This is a genomic window from Methanoregula sp. (genome assembly GCA_026625165.1).
GTDB lineage: Archaea > Halobacteriota > Methanomicrobia > Methanomicrobiales > Methanospirillaceae > MVRE01.
In genome coordinates this window covers 1,514,396-1,528,739 of record CP112999.1, presented here as the reverse complement: position 1 = coordinate 1,528,739, position 14,344 = coordinate 1,514,396, and the positions used below count along the sequence as shown (strand labels likewise).

Sequence of the window (14,344 nt, the reverse complement as noted above, 5' to 3'; positions counted from 1 at the left end):
ACCTCCACCCTATAGCCCACCTGTTTCACCCCCAAAGGTACCCCCGCTTTCGAAAAATACGATGGTAGTCATCGCTGCGGGGGTAATAATTATCATCGTTCTTGCTGCAGGATATTTGGTTGTATTACCCAGATTGTCGGGAACATCGGGATTATTAACAGGGGTTGTCAGTCCCATAACACAGACCCCAACGATGACGATAACTGTTTCTCCAACGACGATATCACAAACATCCACGACAGTCCCCACACCAATGCCCGACCCGTTCCCAAACGCACTGCCCCTTAAGAAATGGTTCCCTTTTAGCGAGGGGAAGACGGCAAGTGAGGGGACGGTATATCGGTACTGGATCAATGAAACCTACCATTGGCACAATGATGCGGACAACAAATGGTATGCCGAACCAATGCGTCCGGATCCGGAACATAAATATCTCTTTGTTTTTGCAAACGTAGTTAACCGGGGAGATACTGCATTTCCCTATCCAAAATCCAACAGTATTTACGTCCACTATAATGGTAATGTGTACACCGTTGATTCTTCGCATTATATCCCTGACAAAGCCGGCAATCGAGAGGCCACGCCCATAGAGATAGGAGAGATCCAGTACCAATCAGACCTGTTTAACATGGAATATGTGGAGGACTACGGGTATTCACATGGGACGACCTCGAATTTTGTGTACCCGGGCACAAGTAATGCAATCGACGGATACCTGATTTATAAAGTGCCGGTATCGCTGACACCGGAACAGACTTTTGTGGAAATTGTGTTCACCGATAAGGAAAAGGCAGTCTGGAAACTGGCATAATCTTTTTTTAAGGTAAGAACAGAAAATGGGTTATTGCCTTCGGGCTTTCCGGAGCGTGATATCCATCACACTGCGATGGAGGCGGTACCAGCTGTGTATTACATCGACAGGGTGGTCAAGTACGATCGTCGTCTCTCTCTCATCGACGCAGATCCGCACGGATGTCACCCGTATATCTGCGAACGGGGCATTTTTTGGGTCTGCTGGCATCTCTGCAGTGATATAGATCATATCATCACATTCAACAACCTCGTACGGGATCCCATCGCTTTTTTCATTTTCCCCTGCCCTGAATACTGCCGGGGGTTCGTTTGAACCTCGGGTTATTATTGTATAGCCTACGATCCGTGCATGCTGGTGCTCGGGCATATTCTTTATTATTTCTTCCACAATTTTTGAGATGTTCTGGAAGATGTCATCATATGGGTTGTTTGGGTTATTCTGCATGGATACCTCGAAGCATATACTGCGCTTTCTCTCTTTTGACAATTCCGCGTCGCTCGAGACGGCGCATGAGTGACGTGAGTTCTTCGCTGTCAATTCTCGTAACCGTGATGAGTTCATCCATGGTCAGGCTGTCATGCGAGAGGGCGATGATTACACTCATCTCTCGTTCATTCCTGAATATATCACTATGGTTCTCTGCAAGGTCGGTCAGCTTGGTTTCTATGTCATGGTTGATCTGTTCGAGATTATCGAGAAGCTGGTCATGTGACCGGATCATGCGTGCAAGCATCGTGACCGAATTCCTCAAACGCTCGTTATATACCACCTCCTCTGCTGCCTTATTTGAAGTCTGTTGGGATCCTGATTCCTGTATGAGGTTTTTGAAGCTTACCTCAATGGAAATATCGTTGGCAAGATAGTAGTACTTGCGCCGGCGGTCGTCGGTCTGGCAGGAAAGGATATCTTCCCTTTCCATCATCTGGAGGTGCTCGATGACCGCTTTGGGCGAAAGTGTAAGCGTTTCGGAGATTTCAGTGACAAAACAGGGTTTCTGACGGAGCAGTTCGATGATCCTCCGCCGGTTCCGGTTTCCAAGAATATCAAGCAGCCGTGCAACCTCAACAGCATCGTGCATTGTTTACGTTATGTTAGTGTTATCAGTATTTAGGCTAGTAGGTTTGTCCGGTTATAGAATCATTTTCTTTTTAGATTTTTACATGTGAAGATATGTAGAATCTTCGGCTGACTTATAAAAAAGGAGAAAAAAAATTTCAGTTTTCCCGATTGAACATTTATTTGGTTCGAGTGCCTGTATAGATAGATAATCACATTCATTTCTTAAACATTTTTAAAAATTCCCCCGTCACTCTCCCTTTCATCCCGATTACCGTACCGATCCTCACCCTCCGTACAGTATCAGTCTGAACGTAACTTTCGGAAAAGAGGTCGAGGCCTCCCAGCGCAAAATCATCGATGGTGATCGGGATACACACCGTACCTGCCCGTGGGGTGCTGCGGATGGGAAAGCAGCATAGATCGCCATCTGGTCTGGTTGCGATGACGAGTGCAGGACGGACTTTTGTGTTTTGTTCCCTTTCGTGGGGAAATGGGACAAGGACGATGTCACCCGGAACGTATCGGGACATGTTGTTTTCTGCATTGTTTTTGTGTAAAATATCTTGAGGGCTTCGGTCTTTGATTACAGGTTCTTCATGAACAAGATGAAATAAAAACCGCTGATAAGATATCAACCAGATTGTAAATGTATAATATATCCTTTGTACAGTAAACAAAAACAGATCTCTGTTACGTAATCAATACTGTGGATATTTACAGATCTAAAAAGGTTTTTATTCAAACAACCGGTAATTCGGTGCCTCATCAGTGATAAGGATATTATGCGGATGGCTTTCTATCATACCGGCATTTGTAATCCGGACAAACCTCGCTTTCTGGTGCATATCCGGAATCGTCCGGGAACCTGTATACCCCATCGCAGATTTCAGTCCGCCTACAAGCTGGTATATGACTTCGCCGACATGACCGACATACGGGGTCACGCCCTCGACGCCTTCGGGCACGAACTTGGTCGTTCCAATATCCTTTTTCTGGAAGTAACGGTCGCTTGACTGCCCGCCACTCATCACACCCAGCGAGCCCATACCGCGGTATTGCTTGTATCTCCTTCCCTTAATTGTGATTACTTTACCGGGAGCTTCATCGGTACCTGCAAACATACTACCCATCATCACACTATCTGCCCCCGCTGCAATCGCCTTTGCCACATCTCCTGAGAAGCGCACCCCCCCATCGGCGATGATGGGGATGTCAGCTCCACGAGCCACCTCGGCAACCTGTGCGACTGCGGTGATCTGCGGAACACCGACACCGGCAACAATTCGTGTGGTGCAGATAGAACCCGGCCCTATGCCGACTTTGAGCCCGTCAACATTGGTGTCAAGCAATGCCTCTGCGGCAGCAACGGTTGCGATGTTGCCTGCTATCACATCTGCTTTTACGCTCGCCTTGATCTCCTTTACCCCCTTCACTACTTTCAGGTTGTGCCCGTGAGCACAGTCCACAACAAGTGCATCAACACCCTTCTCATCGAGAAGCATCGCGCGGCCGAAATCAAACGGCCCGACCGCCGCAGCAACACGCAGGTTACCTTTCGCATCACGGGTTGCACGGGGATATTGCCGCTTCTCGAGGATGTCCTGCATGGTGATGATCCCCACAAGTTTTCCTTTCTTGTCCACGACAGGCAGACGCTCCACTTTGTTGGTGTACATGACTTCAAGCGCTTTGTCCGAAGTGATATCCTCAGATGCCGTAATCGGCTTTTTCGTCATGATTGCGATGATCTTTTCATTGCCCCGTTTTGAGCTTATTGCCCGGACATCACGCCGGCTAACAATTCCGATGATGGTTCCCCTGTCCAGAACGGGAACTCCACCGATGCTGTACTGGTTCATCAATTGCTCGGCATCAGAAACGGTTGCCGTCTTTTCTACAAAGAGCACCTTGCGTTCGATCAGTTCCTCTGCCTGCTTGACAGCAATCATTTCCTGCAGTTCAGACTCCTGGGGCATGTTCCGGTGGATGACGCCAATCCCGCCCTCACGCGCGAGCGCAATTGCCATCCCGGATTCTGTCACCGTATCCATTGCGGCGGACACAAGCGGAATGTTCATATTTATCCTTTTGGAAAACCGCGACCTGACATCTACTTCCGCAGGTTCGAGTTCCGAGGCTGCCGGTTCCAGTAAAACGTCGTCGAACGTGAGTGAAAGTGGCACTTTGAGTTTTTCAGTAAACATAAATCACCTTATCATGGTGAGTGCAGTTGCGATCAGGTCTTCCCTGATCGTGGTGTTCCGGTCGCCACCGCAGACCATGCCCCGCACTCCGATAATATCCGGATTGATCCTTTTCAACATGGCAATATCAGCAAAACGCAGCGATCCTGCGAGTGCGGTCCTCAGACCGAGATCGGTGTTTTTTATCGTGAAAGATGCGAGGTCAGACTCGGTCATGAATTCGAATGTGCTCTTATTATCCTTGATCCCGGTGTCTACCATCGCAATATCCGCGCCAAGCTCGGCGGCGATCGGCGCCATCTCGTAAGGAGAAATCGTCCCCATCCGTTTGAAATCTGAATACGCGGCAATCACAACATTTTTTTCCGGAAACTCGTCCTTGACTGCCTTTACTACCGCTGCGATCATGTCATGCGCCCGCGTTGCTCCATCGAAAGCAAGCCCGATCTTGATATAGTCAGCGCCCGCGCATGCAGCACCGTATGCAGCGAGTGAAGCCCCCCCGGGTTTGTAGGTGAAGTCACCAATCGCTGCACTCACGGGTTTTTTGGCAAACGATTTGATCTCTTTAATCACCCATGGAAAGTTGGCACCAAGTGACCCTTCAGACGGTTTTTTCACATCGATAATATCAGCGGCAACAGAATGGCGGGCTTCGTCAATACTGCTGGGGCTGACCAACAATTGCATAAACTTTAATGATCGTTTTTGCTAATAGTGATTGCGTTAGGAATGGACCTGGTTCTGGCGATGGATTTGAGGCATGGTGCAGTTATGCACGGCAAAGCGGGCAACCGCTCGGAGTACCTCCCGCTGGACTGGGGAATTTCAGGCTCTTCAGAACCCCTGCAGTACATTAAGGAACTCCGGCCGAAGTACCTCTATATTGCTGATCTTGACCGTATTGAAAAGACCGGATCCCATGACGATTTGATCAAGGCGTGTGCACGAAGGGTATCCTGCTGTTATGTCGACCGTGGTGTGCGGACGCCGGATGATTATCTTATGGGAGACCATATCGTAAACGTGATAGGCACAGAGACCTGTGGCGATAACCTGTCGCGATACAAATCCGGTTTTCTCTCACTTGATATCAAGCATGGAAAGGTGATCCCGTCTGGGCGGACTCCGGTTGACCTCCTCGTGGAAGCAGACCGGATGGGATTTGAAGGGTGTATCATCCTGAATCTTGGGGCTGTCGGAACACAGAAAGGAATTGACATGGAAAATACCCTCCGTTCGCTGCGTTCTGCATATGCTGGAAAACTGCTTTACGGGGGAGGAGTGGCAACCGTGGAGGACCTGCAACGACTCGCTGATGCGGGATTTGATGGTGCAATCATTGCAACCGCAGTCCACCAGGGAAAAATTCCGTTAAAATGGGTACAGGAGGGGCGCCTGTGCTGATCACCCTCGAAGGCATCGACGGTACTGGAAAGAGCACCCTTCATGCAGCGCTTGCTGGTCTGCTGGCTGACATTAATCCCGTCTTTACCAGAGAACCAAGCGCAACATGGGTGGGGGATTCGGTGAGGAGGGCAATCGCCGAACAGGCGGACCCGGTAACCGAAGCCCTTCTCTTTGTGGCCGACCACGCGGCACACCTTGCCACGATTATCCGTCCTGCAATTAGAGATGGCAGGGTCGTGATCTCGGACAGGTATACCGACAGCCGCTACGCTTACCAGTCAGTAACCTTAGAGGATATCATTCCAGAACCACTGGCATGGCTCCAGTCGTTACATAATGGCTGGACGATCGTACCTGACAGGACATTCCTTCTTGTCATACCTGTAGACAGAGCGTTTGAACGGCTCGCGTCAAAGACCGGGCGGGAGCACTTTGAACGAATAGAGATCCTTGAAAAGGTCCAGAAAAATTATCTTGATCTTGCCCGCAATGATCCGTCGCGATTTGTAATTATCGATGCGACGAAAGAAAAAGAAGAGATCTCCCGGTTTGTTGCCGGTACAATCAGGCAGGTTTTCCAATTGTCACAATCACGCCGCCAACGCTGAGCACATCGACCCTTGCCCCTTCTTCCATATAAGAAAATTTCGTAGTAAATGAGCCTGGCGGGACCCTGACTTCTGCACCGTCAAGTTCAATTGTTGCTGGCGGGGGTTCAAGTTGATCCGGATCCAATGCCCTGATGGCATTCATGAATGTCTGGGCCTGTTTACGGAATATTGGTCCGACAACAGACCGGTTAAACTCGATATCCGTGATCTCCCGGTCAAGTTTTGCGGTATCGGTACGCCAGTGGACATCGGCGTTCAGGGTACGGGCAGTATCACCACCATCATTGACGGTGTGCGGGGCATAGATCGTCACTTTTCCAAGTGGTGCATTGAGAGCAAGCCCGTTATCATGCTTGAACTTTCGCACCTCGGCCACGATTTTGACCAGGGTGTCCCCTTCGGTCCGGGCCTGCACATCATCGTAGGTAAAGGCAACCCAAGGCTCCTTGTGCACGCTGCCTTTGTCAAGGTAGGAAAAACACTCCTCGGCAAAGTATGGGGTAAAAGGGGCAAGCATCCGCAGAAGAGCATCAAATGCGGTGTGCAGGACAAGGCAGGCGCTCTTCCGTGATTCATTTTTGGCATAGAGGCGCCCCTTGACAAGTTCTATGTAGTTGTCTGCAAGAATGTCCCATGCAAATTCGCGGATTGCCTTGAGCGCAGTATCGAACTGGTACTGCTCCATTGCCCCGGTCACTTTTCCAACCGTATCCGAGAGCTTGGTGAGGAGCCAACGGTCAGCGAGTGCTGTGACCGTTACATCCTGATCAACTCCCTCCTTTTCGAGTTGGATTAAAACGAACCTTGCAATATTCCACATCTTGGTCTGGAACCGGGATGCAGCAACCACATCGTTCCAGTTGAACATGATGTCTGAACCCGTGGCAGCGCCCATTGCCCCCCACTGGCGGAGCGAGTCAGCACCATACTTCCCAAGGATTTCCTCCGGTACGATTATGTTGCCCCGGCTCTTGCTCATCTTAAAACCGTCCTCTCCGAGCACCATGCCATTGATCAGGATCTGGTCCCATGGGCGTTCTCCGGTGAGTGCGACAGCACGCAGGATCGTGTAGAACGCCCACGTCCTGATGATGTCATGTCCCTGTGGGCGGATCTGGGCGGGAAAGATGGATGGTTTACGACTGCCGTCCCATCCGGTGACATTGAGCACCGAGATCGACGAGTCCATCCACGTATCAAGAACATCCTCTTCAGCGAGGAACTCATTGCTGCCACATTTTGTGCAGGGGTGTTCGGGTTTTGTGAGTGTTGGGTCTACCGGGAGATCCTTTTCATCCGGTATCTCCATTTCACCGCACTTTTTACAGAACCAGACCGGAATGGGAGTTGCGAAGATCCTCTGCCGGGAAATGCACCAGTCCCACTCCATTTTTTCAACCCAGTTTTCCATCCTGCGCAGCATGTGTTCAGGATACCAATGGATCTGGTGTGCTGCAGCCAGAATTTCATCGGGCTTTATCCTGACAAACCACTGGCGTTCTGAAAGGATCTCAATAGGTGTCTTGCAGCGCCAGCACGCTCCGACCCGCTGGGGGAGGTCTTCCTGTTTTCTTAAGATCTTCTTCTCTTTCATATCCGCAAGGATTGCCTTGCGGCACTCTGCAACAGTCATGCCCTCAAAGCCCTGTGCGAGAGAGGTCATCGTTCCCCTGCGGTCGATTGCTTTGCGCAAGGGCAGGTTATGCTGTTTCCACCAGTGGACGTCCTGCTTATCACCGAATGTACAGATCATCACGGCCCCGGACCCGAATGCAGGATCCACGACTTCATCCCTTATCACAGGTACTGCATGACCGAAGATTGGCACTTTTTTGGTTTTTCCCTCCAGGTTGCGGTAACGCTCGTCATCCGGGTGGACAGCGACTGCGACGCAGGCAGCAAGTAGTTCCGGGCGCGTGGTCGCAATCTCAACACCATCAAAATCAAAGTAGTTCAGCAGGGTAGAGCGTTCGTCATAAGACACTTCAGCAAATGCAATTGCGGTCTCGCACCGTGTGCAGAAGTTGACAGGGTGCTCACTCTGGTAAATATACCCTGATTTGAGCATCCGTAAAAACGAGAGCTGCGTCTTTTTAAAATATTCCGGACGCATCGTGATATACTCGTTGCTCCAGTCAACGGAGAATGCCATCCGTCGTAATGTCCGGCGCATCTGTTCGATGTTATTGATCGTTAAGTCCCGGCACATCTTCCTGAACTGCTCGCGCGAAACATCATTTTTTGTGATCTTATTGACCTCTTCGACTTTGACTTCGGTCGGAAGCCCGTGGCAGTCCCAGCCCTGCGGGAACATGACATTGAAGCCTTTCATCCGTTTGTATCTTGCTAAAAAGTCGATATAACACCAGTTCAGCGCGTTGCCGATATGGAAATTTCCCGTAGGGTATGGTGGGGGCGTATCGATGACGAACCGGGGTTTTGCTGATTTCCGGTCAAAATAGGAATCCTCGTCCCGCCATGTATTCCGCCACCGCTCCTCCACCTCGGCAAATTCATAGGTTTTTGGAAGTTGATCGGATGGTGCCATTCCGAAGTTGATTGGTCGTGAAATCACATATAGTGATCGAAATACTCCAGATCAGGTAACAATACCATTACAGACCTGCGCCAATTCACAGCTGGGTGTGCATAAACAAATTCTTTTCATATAAGTGACCATAGTACGGCAATGGAACGTCGTCACGGATTGCTGCTTGCCGCGGTGCTTGCATTTTTTACGATTCTGATCGCACCGGTCCTGCAACCCGCATGGCTTATGGGACTCATCGTTATTTTTTACTCTCTTGTCCTTTTCCGGTTCTTTGAAACAAAATATATCAGTTTCGCCTTTATTGTTCTGGCCGCTCTCTATGGTCTGGGGCTCCTCCCATTATTCTATTTTGCATGCACGCTTGCGATTCTCGTCATAGGAGAAATTGTCTTCGGAACAGGTGCTGATGACCTGAATACCTACCTTTACTATATCATCTCCACTTCATGGGCAGCCGTCCTCGTCATGGTGTATCTCAACCGGATGGTGCCTCTCACCATCATTTTTGGGATTATATCAGCTGTGCTTCTCAAGGTGATCCTGCTCAAATACGAGGACTCCTTAGTTATCGAAGGCGTTGGGATCGCCATGACCATGTACCTGATCGATGAGCTGAATTACAAGGCGGATCTGCAGATGGTGGTCATTGCTGTCATTGTTGCGTTCATGTTTGGCTATTTTGCATTCAGGTTCAAAACCGCTGACCTTTCAGGGTTGTTTTCTGCAGCACTCGTTGGAATCATCCTGATCGTCTTTGCAGATGCAAGATGGTTTTTAATCATGCTCGCGTTTTTCATCTTTGGATCGTTTGCGACGAAGTATAAGTACAGCTACAAGAGGAAACTGGGCATCGAGCAGGGGCAGGGGGGAGCACGCGGGTACCGGAATGTCTTTGCCAACGGGATCGCCGCCTCAGCTGCAGCTGTTCTTTATGGAGTCTTTGTCCGACCCGAGTTCATTGTGCTTTATGTCGGGTGTGTTGCAACGGCAACAGCAGATACCCTTGCCAGCGAGATCGGGGTTACCGGCGGGACACCGTATATGATCACGACATTTAAGAAAGTCCCGATCGGGACCAACGGGGGAATAACGCTGACCGGAGAGCTCGTTTCCCTTCTCGGGGGCCTTGCCATCAGCCTTGTCGCGCTGTCCCTGAACGTGATCACGCCCGGGATGGCCGCTGTATGCACAGTCGCCGGCTTTGTGGGCACCAACATTGACAGCCTTGTTGGAGCAACACTGGAGAACCGGGGCTATGTTGGCAACGCAGGAACAAACCTGCTCGCAACAATCGGTGGCGGGATTGTTGCCGTGGGATTGTATCTTCTCGTATAGAACAACCCGATCCTTACTCCCTAACCCAAAATCAGAAAGGTTATTATTTTTTTATCCAAATGTACCTCAATGCCCGGTACCGGAAATGATATGAAGAAAATCATCAAATCCCTCGGCGTCGTTTTCGGGGATATCGGGACAAGCCCGATTTACACGATCGGGGCGATCCTTCTTTTCATCCTGCCAACCATCGAGAACATTCTCGGTCTTCTTTCCCTTATTGTCTGGTCGCTGATCATCGTGATCACAGTGCAGTACGCGTGGCTCGCTATGTATCTTGGGAGCAAGGGTGAGGGGGGCACAATCGTGCTCAAGGGGCTCCTTACTTCACAGCTTAAAAACCCGCATGCGATCTCTTTTGTCTCGGTTCTTACAATCATCGGGGTGGCCCTTTTCATTGGCGACGGTGTGATCACCCCGGCGATCAGCATCCTGTCAGCGGTAGAGGGTATCCGGCTGATCCCAGGATGTGAGCAGATCTGGGGCGGGTGGATTCTTCTTACCGGCATATGCATTGCATTGGCTCTCTTTGTCTTCCAGAGAAAGGGAACCGAACGGGTAGCATGGGCGTTCGGGCCGATCATGCTGGTCTGGTTCCTCTCCCTTGCGATAACAGGGATCATCTCGATAGCATCCGCACCGCAGGTGCTCCTTGCCCTCAGTCCATCATATGCCGCCGGCTTCCTGATGGAAAACGGCTTGGGCTCATTCTTTGTCCTTTCAGCAGTCCTCCTCTGTGTCACCGGGGGTGAAGCACTCTATGCTGATATGGGGCATCTCGGGAGGGAACCGATCGTAAAGGGATGGTACTGTATATTCCCGGCACTCGTCCTCAGTTACCTCGGGCAGGGTGCCTATGTTCTTAATAATCCGGAAGCGCACACCGTTCTTTTTTCTATGGTGCAGGGACAGGCGGCTCTTCTGTACGTCCCGTTCCTCCTGTTAAGCATCTGTGCAACCGTAATCGCCTCGCAGGCGATGATATCCGGTATGTTTTCCATCATGTACCAGGGCATGATGACCCGTATTATTCCCAAGATGAAGATCGATTTTACATCACCGGAGCTGAGAACCCAGATCTATATCGATGCCGTGAACTGGATGCTGCTTGCAGCCGTCCTTGTTGTAATGCTGGAGTTCAAAACTTCGGAAAACCTGGCATCCGCGTATGGCCTTGCCGTTGCCGGGACAATGACAATATCGGCGATTATGATGACCATGATCTTTACGTTGCGGATGGAAGTGACAAAAGCTGTAATCTCATCCGTGCTGGTCATTGTTGACCTGATCTTTTTACTATCAGCATTACTCAAGATTCCCCATGGTGCGTACTGGTCGTTTTTGATTGCGGCAGTTCCATTGATAATCATCGTGACGTTTATCCGGGGACAGGACCACCTCCATCGCATGCTGAAGCCTGAAAGCCTGAATGAATTCCTGCCGGCATACCTGCAGAAATATGAAGATCTTCCCAAGATCCGTGGGACCGCACTTTTCTTTACCGCAGACAAGCACCATATCTCGCCTTATATCGCGCAGGTGATGTTTGAAAACGAGATACTCTATGAGAATAATATCCTTGTTTCTGTAAGGATCACCGATCAACCGTTTGGTACCCATACAAGTTATGACCGCGACCTTGCGCCGGGCCTTCATGCATTCACGATCACCGCCGGCTACATGGAGATCGTTGATATCATCGGGTTGTTGCGGTCGGACGGGATCGAAGAGAAGACAATCTTTTACGGTATGGAGAACATCATTAGTGAAAGGTTCTTCTGGAAGCTGTACGGGCTCCTCAAGAAGGTCACGCCTGCGTTTGTCCACTTCTATGAGCTGCCTGCAGAAAAGATACACGGGGTGATAACAAGGGTCGTAATGTGAGGGTCATCATGAAATACAGATAATATTTTTTTATCATTAACACAGTAAAAACATTTGCGATATATCGCTCATCCTTTTAATTTAGAAGTCATCGTGATTCTGCTGTTCTCATTGCATATCACTGCTGTCTATTCCCTGGTTGGCGGGTCTGAAGCACCACCTGATCCCGCGGTATCCCCGTCCTCAATGATTCTCTCCTGTACAGATTTATTCAATAATCGGCAGACTGCAGGGATACAATCCCTTTCTTTGAAAATGGCCTCCTCTTACATATAAAATTTCAACATGGATCCTGTATTTTACCGGAAACGAGACGTTACATGCTAATATGGATCCGGATGGGGTCCTGATTTAGTAATCCGGTGTTCTTCCAGCTCTCCGGCATGATATACCCTCTCGTTGACCGGCTCACCATTCAGGAATCGCCGCATCTGATTGTGATACATTTTCTCGTCATGCCAAAGTCTATGCACAGTAAAATATTCATGAATAGTCTCGAGAAAGGATATCTGCTGGGTGAGGAACGCGTTCTCATATTCTTTTATTTCACGGGCAAGCACAACACACTCATCTTCGGGGATATCCTCAAGATACCTCCCGTGATCCTTTTGCCTCGCGAACTGTCGCCACGTCACCTGTCCTCTGGCATCAGCGTTACGGCGGAGCAGGTGCGGATAGATGCGGCAGCATGAGAACCTCCGGTCGTAAATCCGGCACATGTTATCCTCAAGAAACCAGCAGGAACCCGGTTTATCATTTTTCATCCGGAGTGCATATCCCGAGACATACAACATACCGTTCTGATCGCAGAACTCAGGATCTGGGGCGGGTTCCAATGCAATAGGATCGATCTCTCTCACAGAGATCACATCGTTTTCGAGCAGGAAGATGTGGCTGTTGACGGCCCGGGTGCAGCACGTCCCGCAGCGGTCGCACCGGAACCCGGCCGCTTTAATTTGACCTGCCAGGTAATCCAGTGGGTACTCAAAGAGCCGGTTCCGCTCCTGCATCAGTGCGATAATGCGATAGGGGATTGGGATTTCAGAAGAAGTACCCATCAGGTTCCCCTGTTACACATCATCCCCGTCACCCGTGTTCGATGATGGTAATCGCAAAATCCGTACTCATCTGTTCCCCGTGCCCGAATCGTCCGGTTTGCCAGAAGGGTCCTGAGTAAACCGGATTGGTATTGTTGCCGGGTGTATACAATAAAAAATGTGATACAGGTTTGGGATTAGCGGGAATTCGTCCGGTCGCAGCAAGAGGGGAATAAAAAAATATTAAGCATAGGTAGCGAATCTGTTCAACAACCCTGATTGCGAAGGGATCTCTTCCACCCAAAATGATTGAGAGAAGTACCGCGATAAAAAAAATTATCCCGGTAATCGCCTCTATAAGCATCAGAACTCCTCAAGTCTTCCGTATCCGGACATCCAGCTGCCTGAACGGGATCTCAATATCCTCCTTGCGGAACTGCTCATCGATCCGGGAGTTGACATAGTCCTGCACATCCCATGAGTTGTCATAGTTGTTTGTCCATAGAATGAGCTGCCCGTTCAGACTCGATTCCCCGAATTCGAGGAAGTATACCGAGGGCGCAGGATCTGTCAATACCCATATGGTTTTTTCTGACGCTTCGCGGGCAATTCCAAGAAGAATCTCCTTCACCCGCTTTATATCTGAACCATAGGCAACCGAGAACGGGATCCTGACTTTCATCTTAATATCCGGTTGGGCAAAATTGACCACGATATTTGATGTGATTTTGGAATTGGGGATCGTCACGATCTGGTTGTCGAGCGTTTTTAACCGGGTACTTCGCGGGCCGATACAGACAATGTCTCCGAAATAATCTTCAAACCTGATACGGTCCCCTATCTGGAACGGTTTATCGACCGTGATTATTGCACCGCCAAAGAAATTGGATAGAAGATCCTGCGCGGCAAGTGCAAGGGCGAGTCCTGCGATCCCTGCACCGGCAAGGAGCGGGGTGATATCAATCCGGAAATTCGACAGGACCATGAGAAATGCAACAAACCAGATGAGATACTTTGCAATGATCTCCAGAAGCGGGAGCAGCCGGTTATCGAGGTCAGTATCTGTTTTCTCTGCAATCCATGAACCATAAGTCCGTATCAGGTTATACGAGAATGATGAGACGATCCATGCCCCAATCAGGATGAAAAATGCATTCAAGTACTGGTCAACGACAAATCCGTCAATTGTTTCAGGCAGGATTGCAAAATATGTCAGTGCAATATACACAGAACCGGCAAGGATCGTGATGACTATGGGTTTTCCGAGTGTGGAAAGCAGGATATCATCCAGTTTTGAATCGGTTCCGGATGCCTTTTTCTTCAGCCACTGGATAACGATATAGGCCATACCTGCAGCAACCAGACCGATGATGATCGTAAGAATTGCATATAAGATATCAGAATCCATCATCTGTCCCTCCCTTTCGTACGCTCTGTAT

General features: G+C 49.7%; 13 protein-coding genes. 5 read left to right on the top strand and 8 right to left on the bottom strand.

All coding sequences use genetic code 11. The features are described from left to right. Nucleotides 1-61 precede the first annotated feature (61 nt). A complete protein-coding gene (locus tag OS112_07960; protein ID WAC04397.1) occupies nt 62-811 on the top strand; it encodes a hypothetical protein in 750 nt (249 codons plus the stop codon). A gap of 30 nt (nt 812-841) precedes the next feature. Here OS112_07960 and OS112_07955 read toward each other — a convergent pair whose 3' ends face one another. The 5 genes from OS112_07955 to OS112_07935 form a co-directional block, all read right to left on the bottom strand. After that, nucleotides 842-1,258: a hypothetical protein gene (locus OS112_07955; protein WAC04396.1), complete on the bottom strand. Its 417-nt coding sequence runs from the start codon at nt 1,256-1,258 to the stop codon at nt 842-844. Continuing rightward, nucleotides 1,248-1,892, bottom strand: coding sequence for an ArsR family transcriptional regulator (locus tag OS112_07950; protein WAC04395.1), 645 nt, complete (start codon nt 1,890-1,892; stop codon nt 1,248-1,250). Before OS112_07950 ends, OS112_07955 begins: the two co-directional genes overlap by 11 nt. A 196-nt stretch (nt 1,893-2,088) precedes the next feature. Further along, nucleotides 2,089-2,403 (bottom strand): type II toxin-antitoxin system PemK/MazF family toxin, encoded by a 315-nt coding sequence (locus OS112_07945; protein ID WAC04394.1) that lies wholly within the window; start codon nt 2,401-2,403, stop codon nt 2,089-2,091. A 204-nt stretch (nt 2,404-2,607) separates the two neighbouring features. Further along, nucleotides 2,608-4,077 (bottom strand): IMP dehydrogenase, encoded by a 1,470-nt coding sequence (gene guaB, locus OS112_07940; protein WAC04393.1) that lies wholly within the window; start codon nt 4,075-4,077, stop codon nt 2,608-2,610. Nucleotides 4,078-4,080: 3 nt separating this feature from the next. After that, on the bottom strand, nt 4,081-4,767 hold the full coding sequence (locus OS112_07935; protein WAC04392.1) for a (5-formylfuran-3-yl)methyl phosphate synthase: 687 nt from the start codon (nt 4,765-4,767) through the stop codon (nt 4,081-4,083). A gap of 84 nt (nt 4,768-4,851) precedes the next feature. Between OS112_07935 and OS112_07930 the strand changes: the two genes are divergently transcribed. Both OS112_07930 and tmk read left to right on the top strand, forming a co-directional pair. Next, nucleotides 4,852-5,484, top strand: a complete 633-nt coding sequence (locus OS112_07930; GenBank protein WAC04391.1) for a HisA/HisF-related TIM barrel protein — start codon at nt 4,852-4,854, stop codon at nt 5,482-5,484. Beyond that, complete coding sequence (gene tmk, locus OS112_07925) at nt 5,478-6,095, top strand: dTMP kinase (GenBank protein WAC04390.1); 618 nt, start codon at nt 5,478-5,480, stop codon at nt 6,093-6,095. Before OS112_07930 ends, tmk begins: the two co-directional genes overlap by 7 nt. Here tmk and OS112_07920 read toward each other — a convergent pair. Continuing rightward, complete coding sequence (locus tag OS112_07920) at nt 6,052-8,646, bottom strand: valine--tRNA ligase (protein ID WAC04389.1); 2,595 nt, start codon at nt 8,644-8,646, stop codon at nt 6,052-6,054. The two genes, tmk and OS112_07920, sit on opposite strands and share 44 nt — an antisense overlap. Before the next feature lie 141 nt (nt 8,647-8,787). On the opposite strand from OS112_07920, the gene OS112_07915 reads away from it, so the two are divergent. Both OS112_07915 and OS112_07910 read left to right on the top strand, forming a co-directional pair. Then, nucleotides 8,788-9,984 carry a TIGR00297 family protein gene (locus OS112_07915; GenBank protein ID WAC04388.1) on the top strand — a complete coding sequence of 399 codons (1,197 nt, stop codon included), beginning with the start codon at nt 8,788-8,790 and terminating at the stop codon, nt 9,982-9,984. A gap of 90 nt (nt 9,985-10,074) precedes the next feature. After that, nucleotides 10,075-11,868: a KUP/HAK/KT family potassium transporter gene (locus OS112_07910; protein ID WAC04387.1), complete on the top strand. Its 1,794-nt coding sequence runs from the start codon at nt 10,075-10,077 to the stop codon at nt 11,866-11,868. 323 nt (nt 11,869-12,191) lie between these two features. Here OS112_07910 and OS112_07905 read toward each other — a convergent pair whose 3' ends face one another. Together OS112_07905 and OS112_07900 are read right to left on the bottom strand one after the other, a co-directional pair. Continuing rightward, the gene (locus OS112_07905; protein WAC04386.1) at nt 12,192-12,926 is read right to left on the bottom strand and encodes a YkgJ family cysteine cluster protein; all 735 of its coding nucleotides are present in this window, start codon (nt 12,924-12,926) and stop codon (nt 12,192-12,194) included. Between the two features lie 352 nt (nt 12,927-13,278). Further along, the gene (locus OS112_07900; GenBank protein WAC04385.1) at nt 13,279-14,316 is read right to left on the bottom strand and encodes a mechanosensitive ion channel; all 1,038 of its coding nucleotides are present in this window, start codon (nt 14,314-14,316) and stop codon (nt 13,279-13,281) included. Between the last annotated feature and the right edge of the window lie 28 nt (nt 14,317-14,344).

Bases quoted from the DNA above. Each gene is read 5' to 3' on its own strand.
- OS112_07920 (WAC04389.1), bottom strand. From the start codon at position 8,646: ATGGCACCATCCGATCAACTTCCAAAAACCTATGAATTTGCCGAGGTG.
- OS112_07950 (WAC04395.1), bottom strand. From the start codon at position 1,892: ATGCACGATGCTGTTGAGGTTGCACGGCTGCTTGATATTCTTGGAAAC.
- OS112_07945 (WAC04394.1), bottom strand. From the start codon at position 2,403: ATGTCCCGATACGTTCCGGGTGACATCGTCCTTGTCCCATTTCCCCAC.
- OS112_07910 (WAC04387.1), top strand. From the start codon at position 10,075: ATGAAGAAAATCATCAAATCCCTCGGCGTCGTTTTCGGGGATATCGGG.
- OS112_07960 (WAC04397.1), top strand. From the start codon at position 62: ATGGTAGTCATCGCTGCGGGGGTAATAATTATCATCGTTCTTGCTGCA.
- OS112_07905 (WAC04386.1), bottom strand. From the start codon at position 12,926: ATGGGTACTTCTTCTGAAATCCCAATCCCCTATCGCATTATCGCACTG.
- OS112_07900 (WAC04385.1), bottom strand. From the start codon at position 14,316: ATGATGGATTCTGATATCTTATATGCAATTCTTACGATCATCATCGGT.
- OS112_07955 (WAC04396.1), bottom strand. From the start codon at position 1,258: ATGCAGAATAACCCAAACAACCCATATGATGACATCTTCCAGAACATC.
- OS112_07915 (WAC04388.1), top strand. From the start codon at position 8,788: ATGGAACGTCGTCACGGATTGCTGCTTGCCGCGGTGCTTGCATTTTTT.
- guaB (WAC04393.1), bottom strand. From the start codon at position 4,077: ATGTTTACTGAAAAACTCAAAGTGCCACTTTCACTCACGTTCGACGAC.
- OS112_07930 (WAC04391.1), top strand. From the start codon at position 4,852: ATGCACGGCAAAGCGGGCAACCGCTCGGAGTACCTCCCGCTGGACTGG.
- OS112_07935 (WAC04392.1), bottom strand. From the start codon at position 4,767: ATGCAATTGTTGGTCAGCCCCAGCAGTATTGACGAAGCCCGCCATTCT.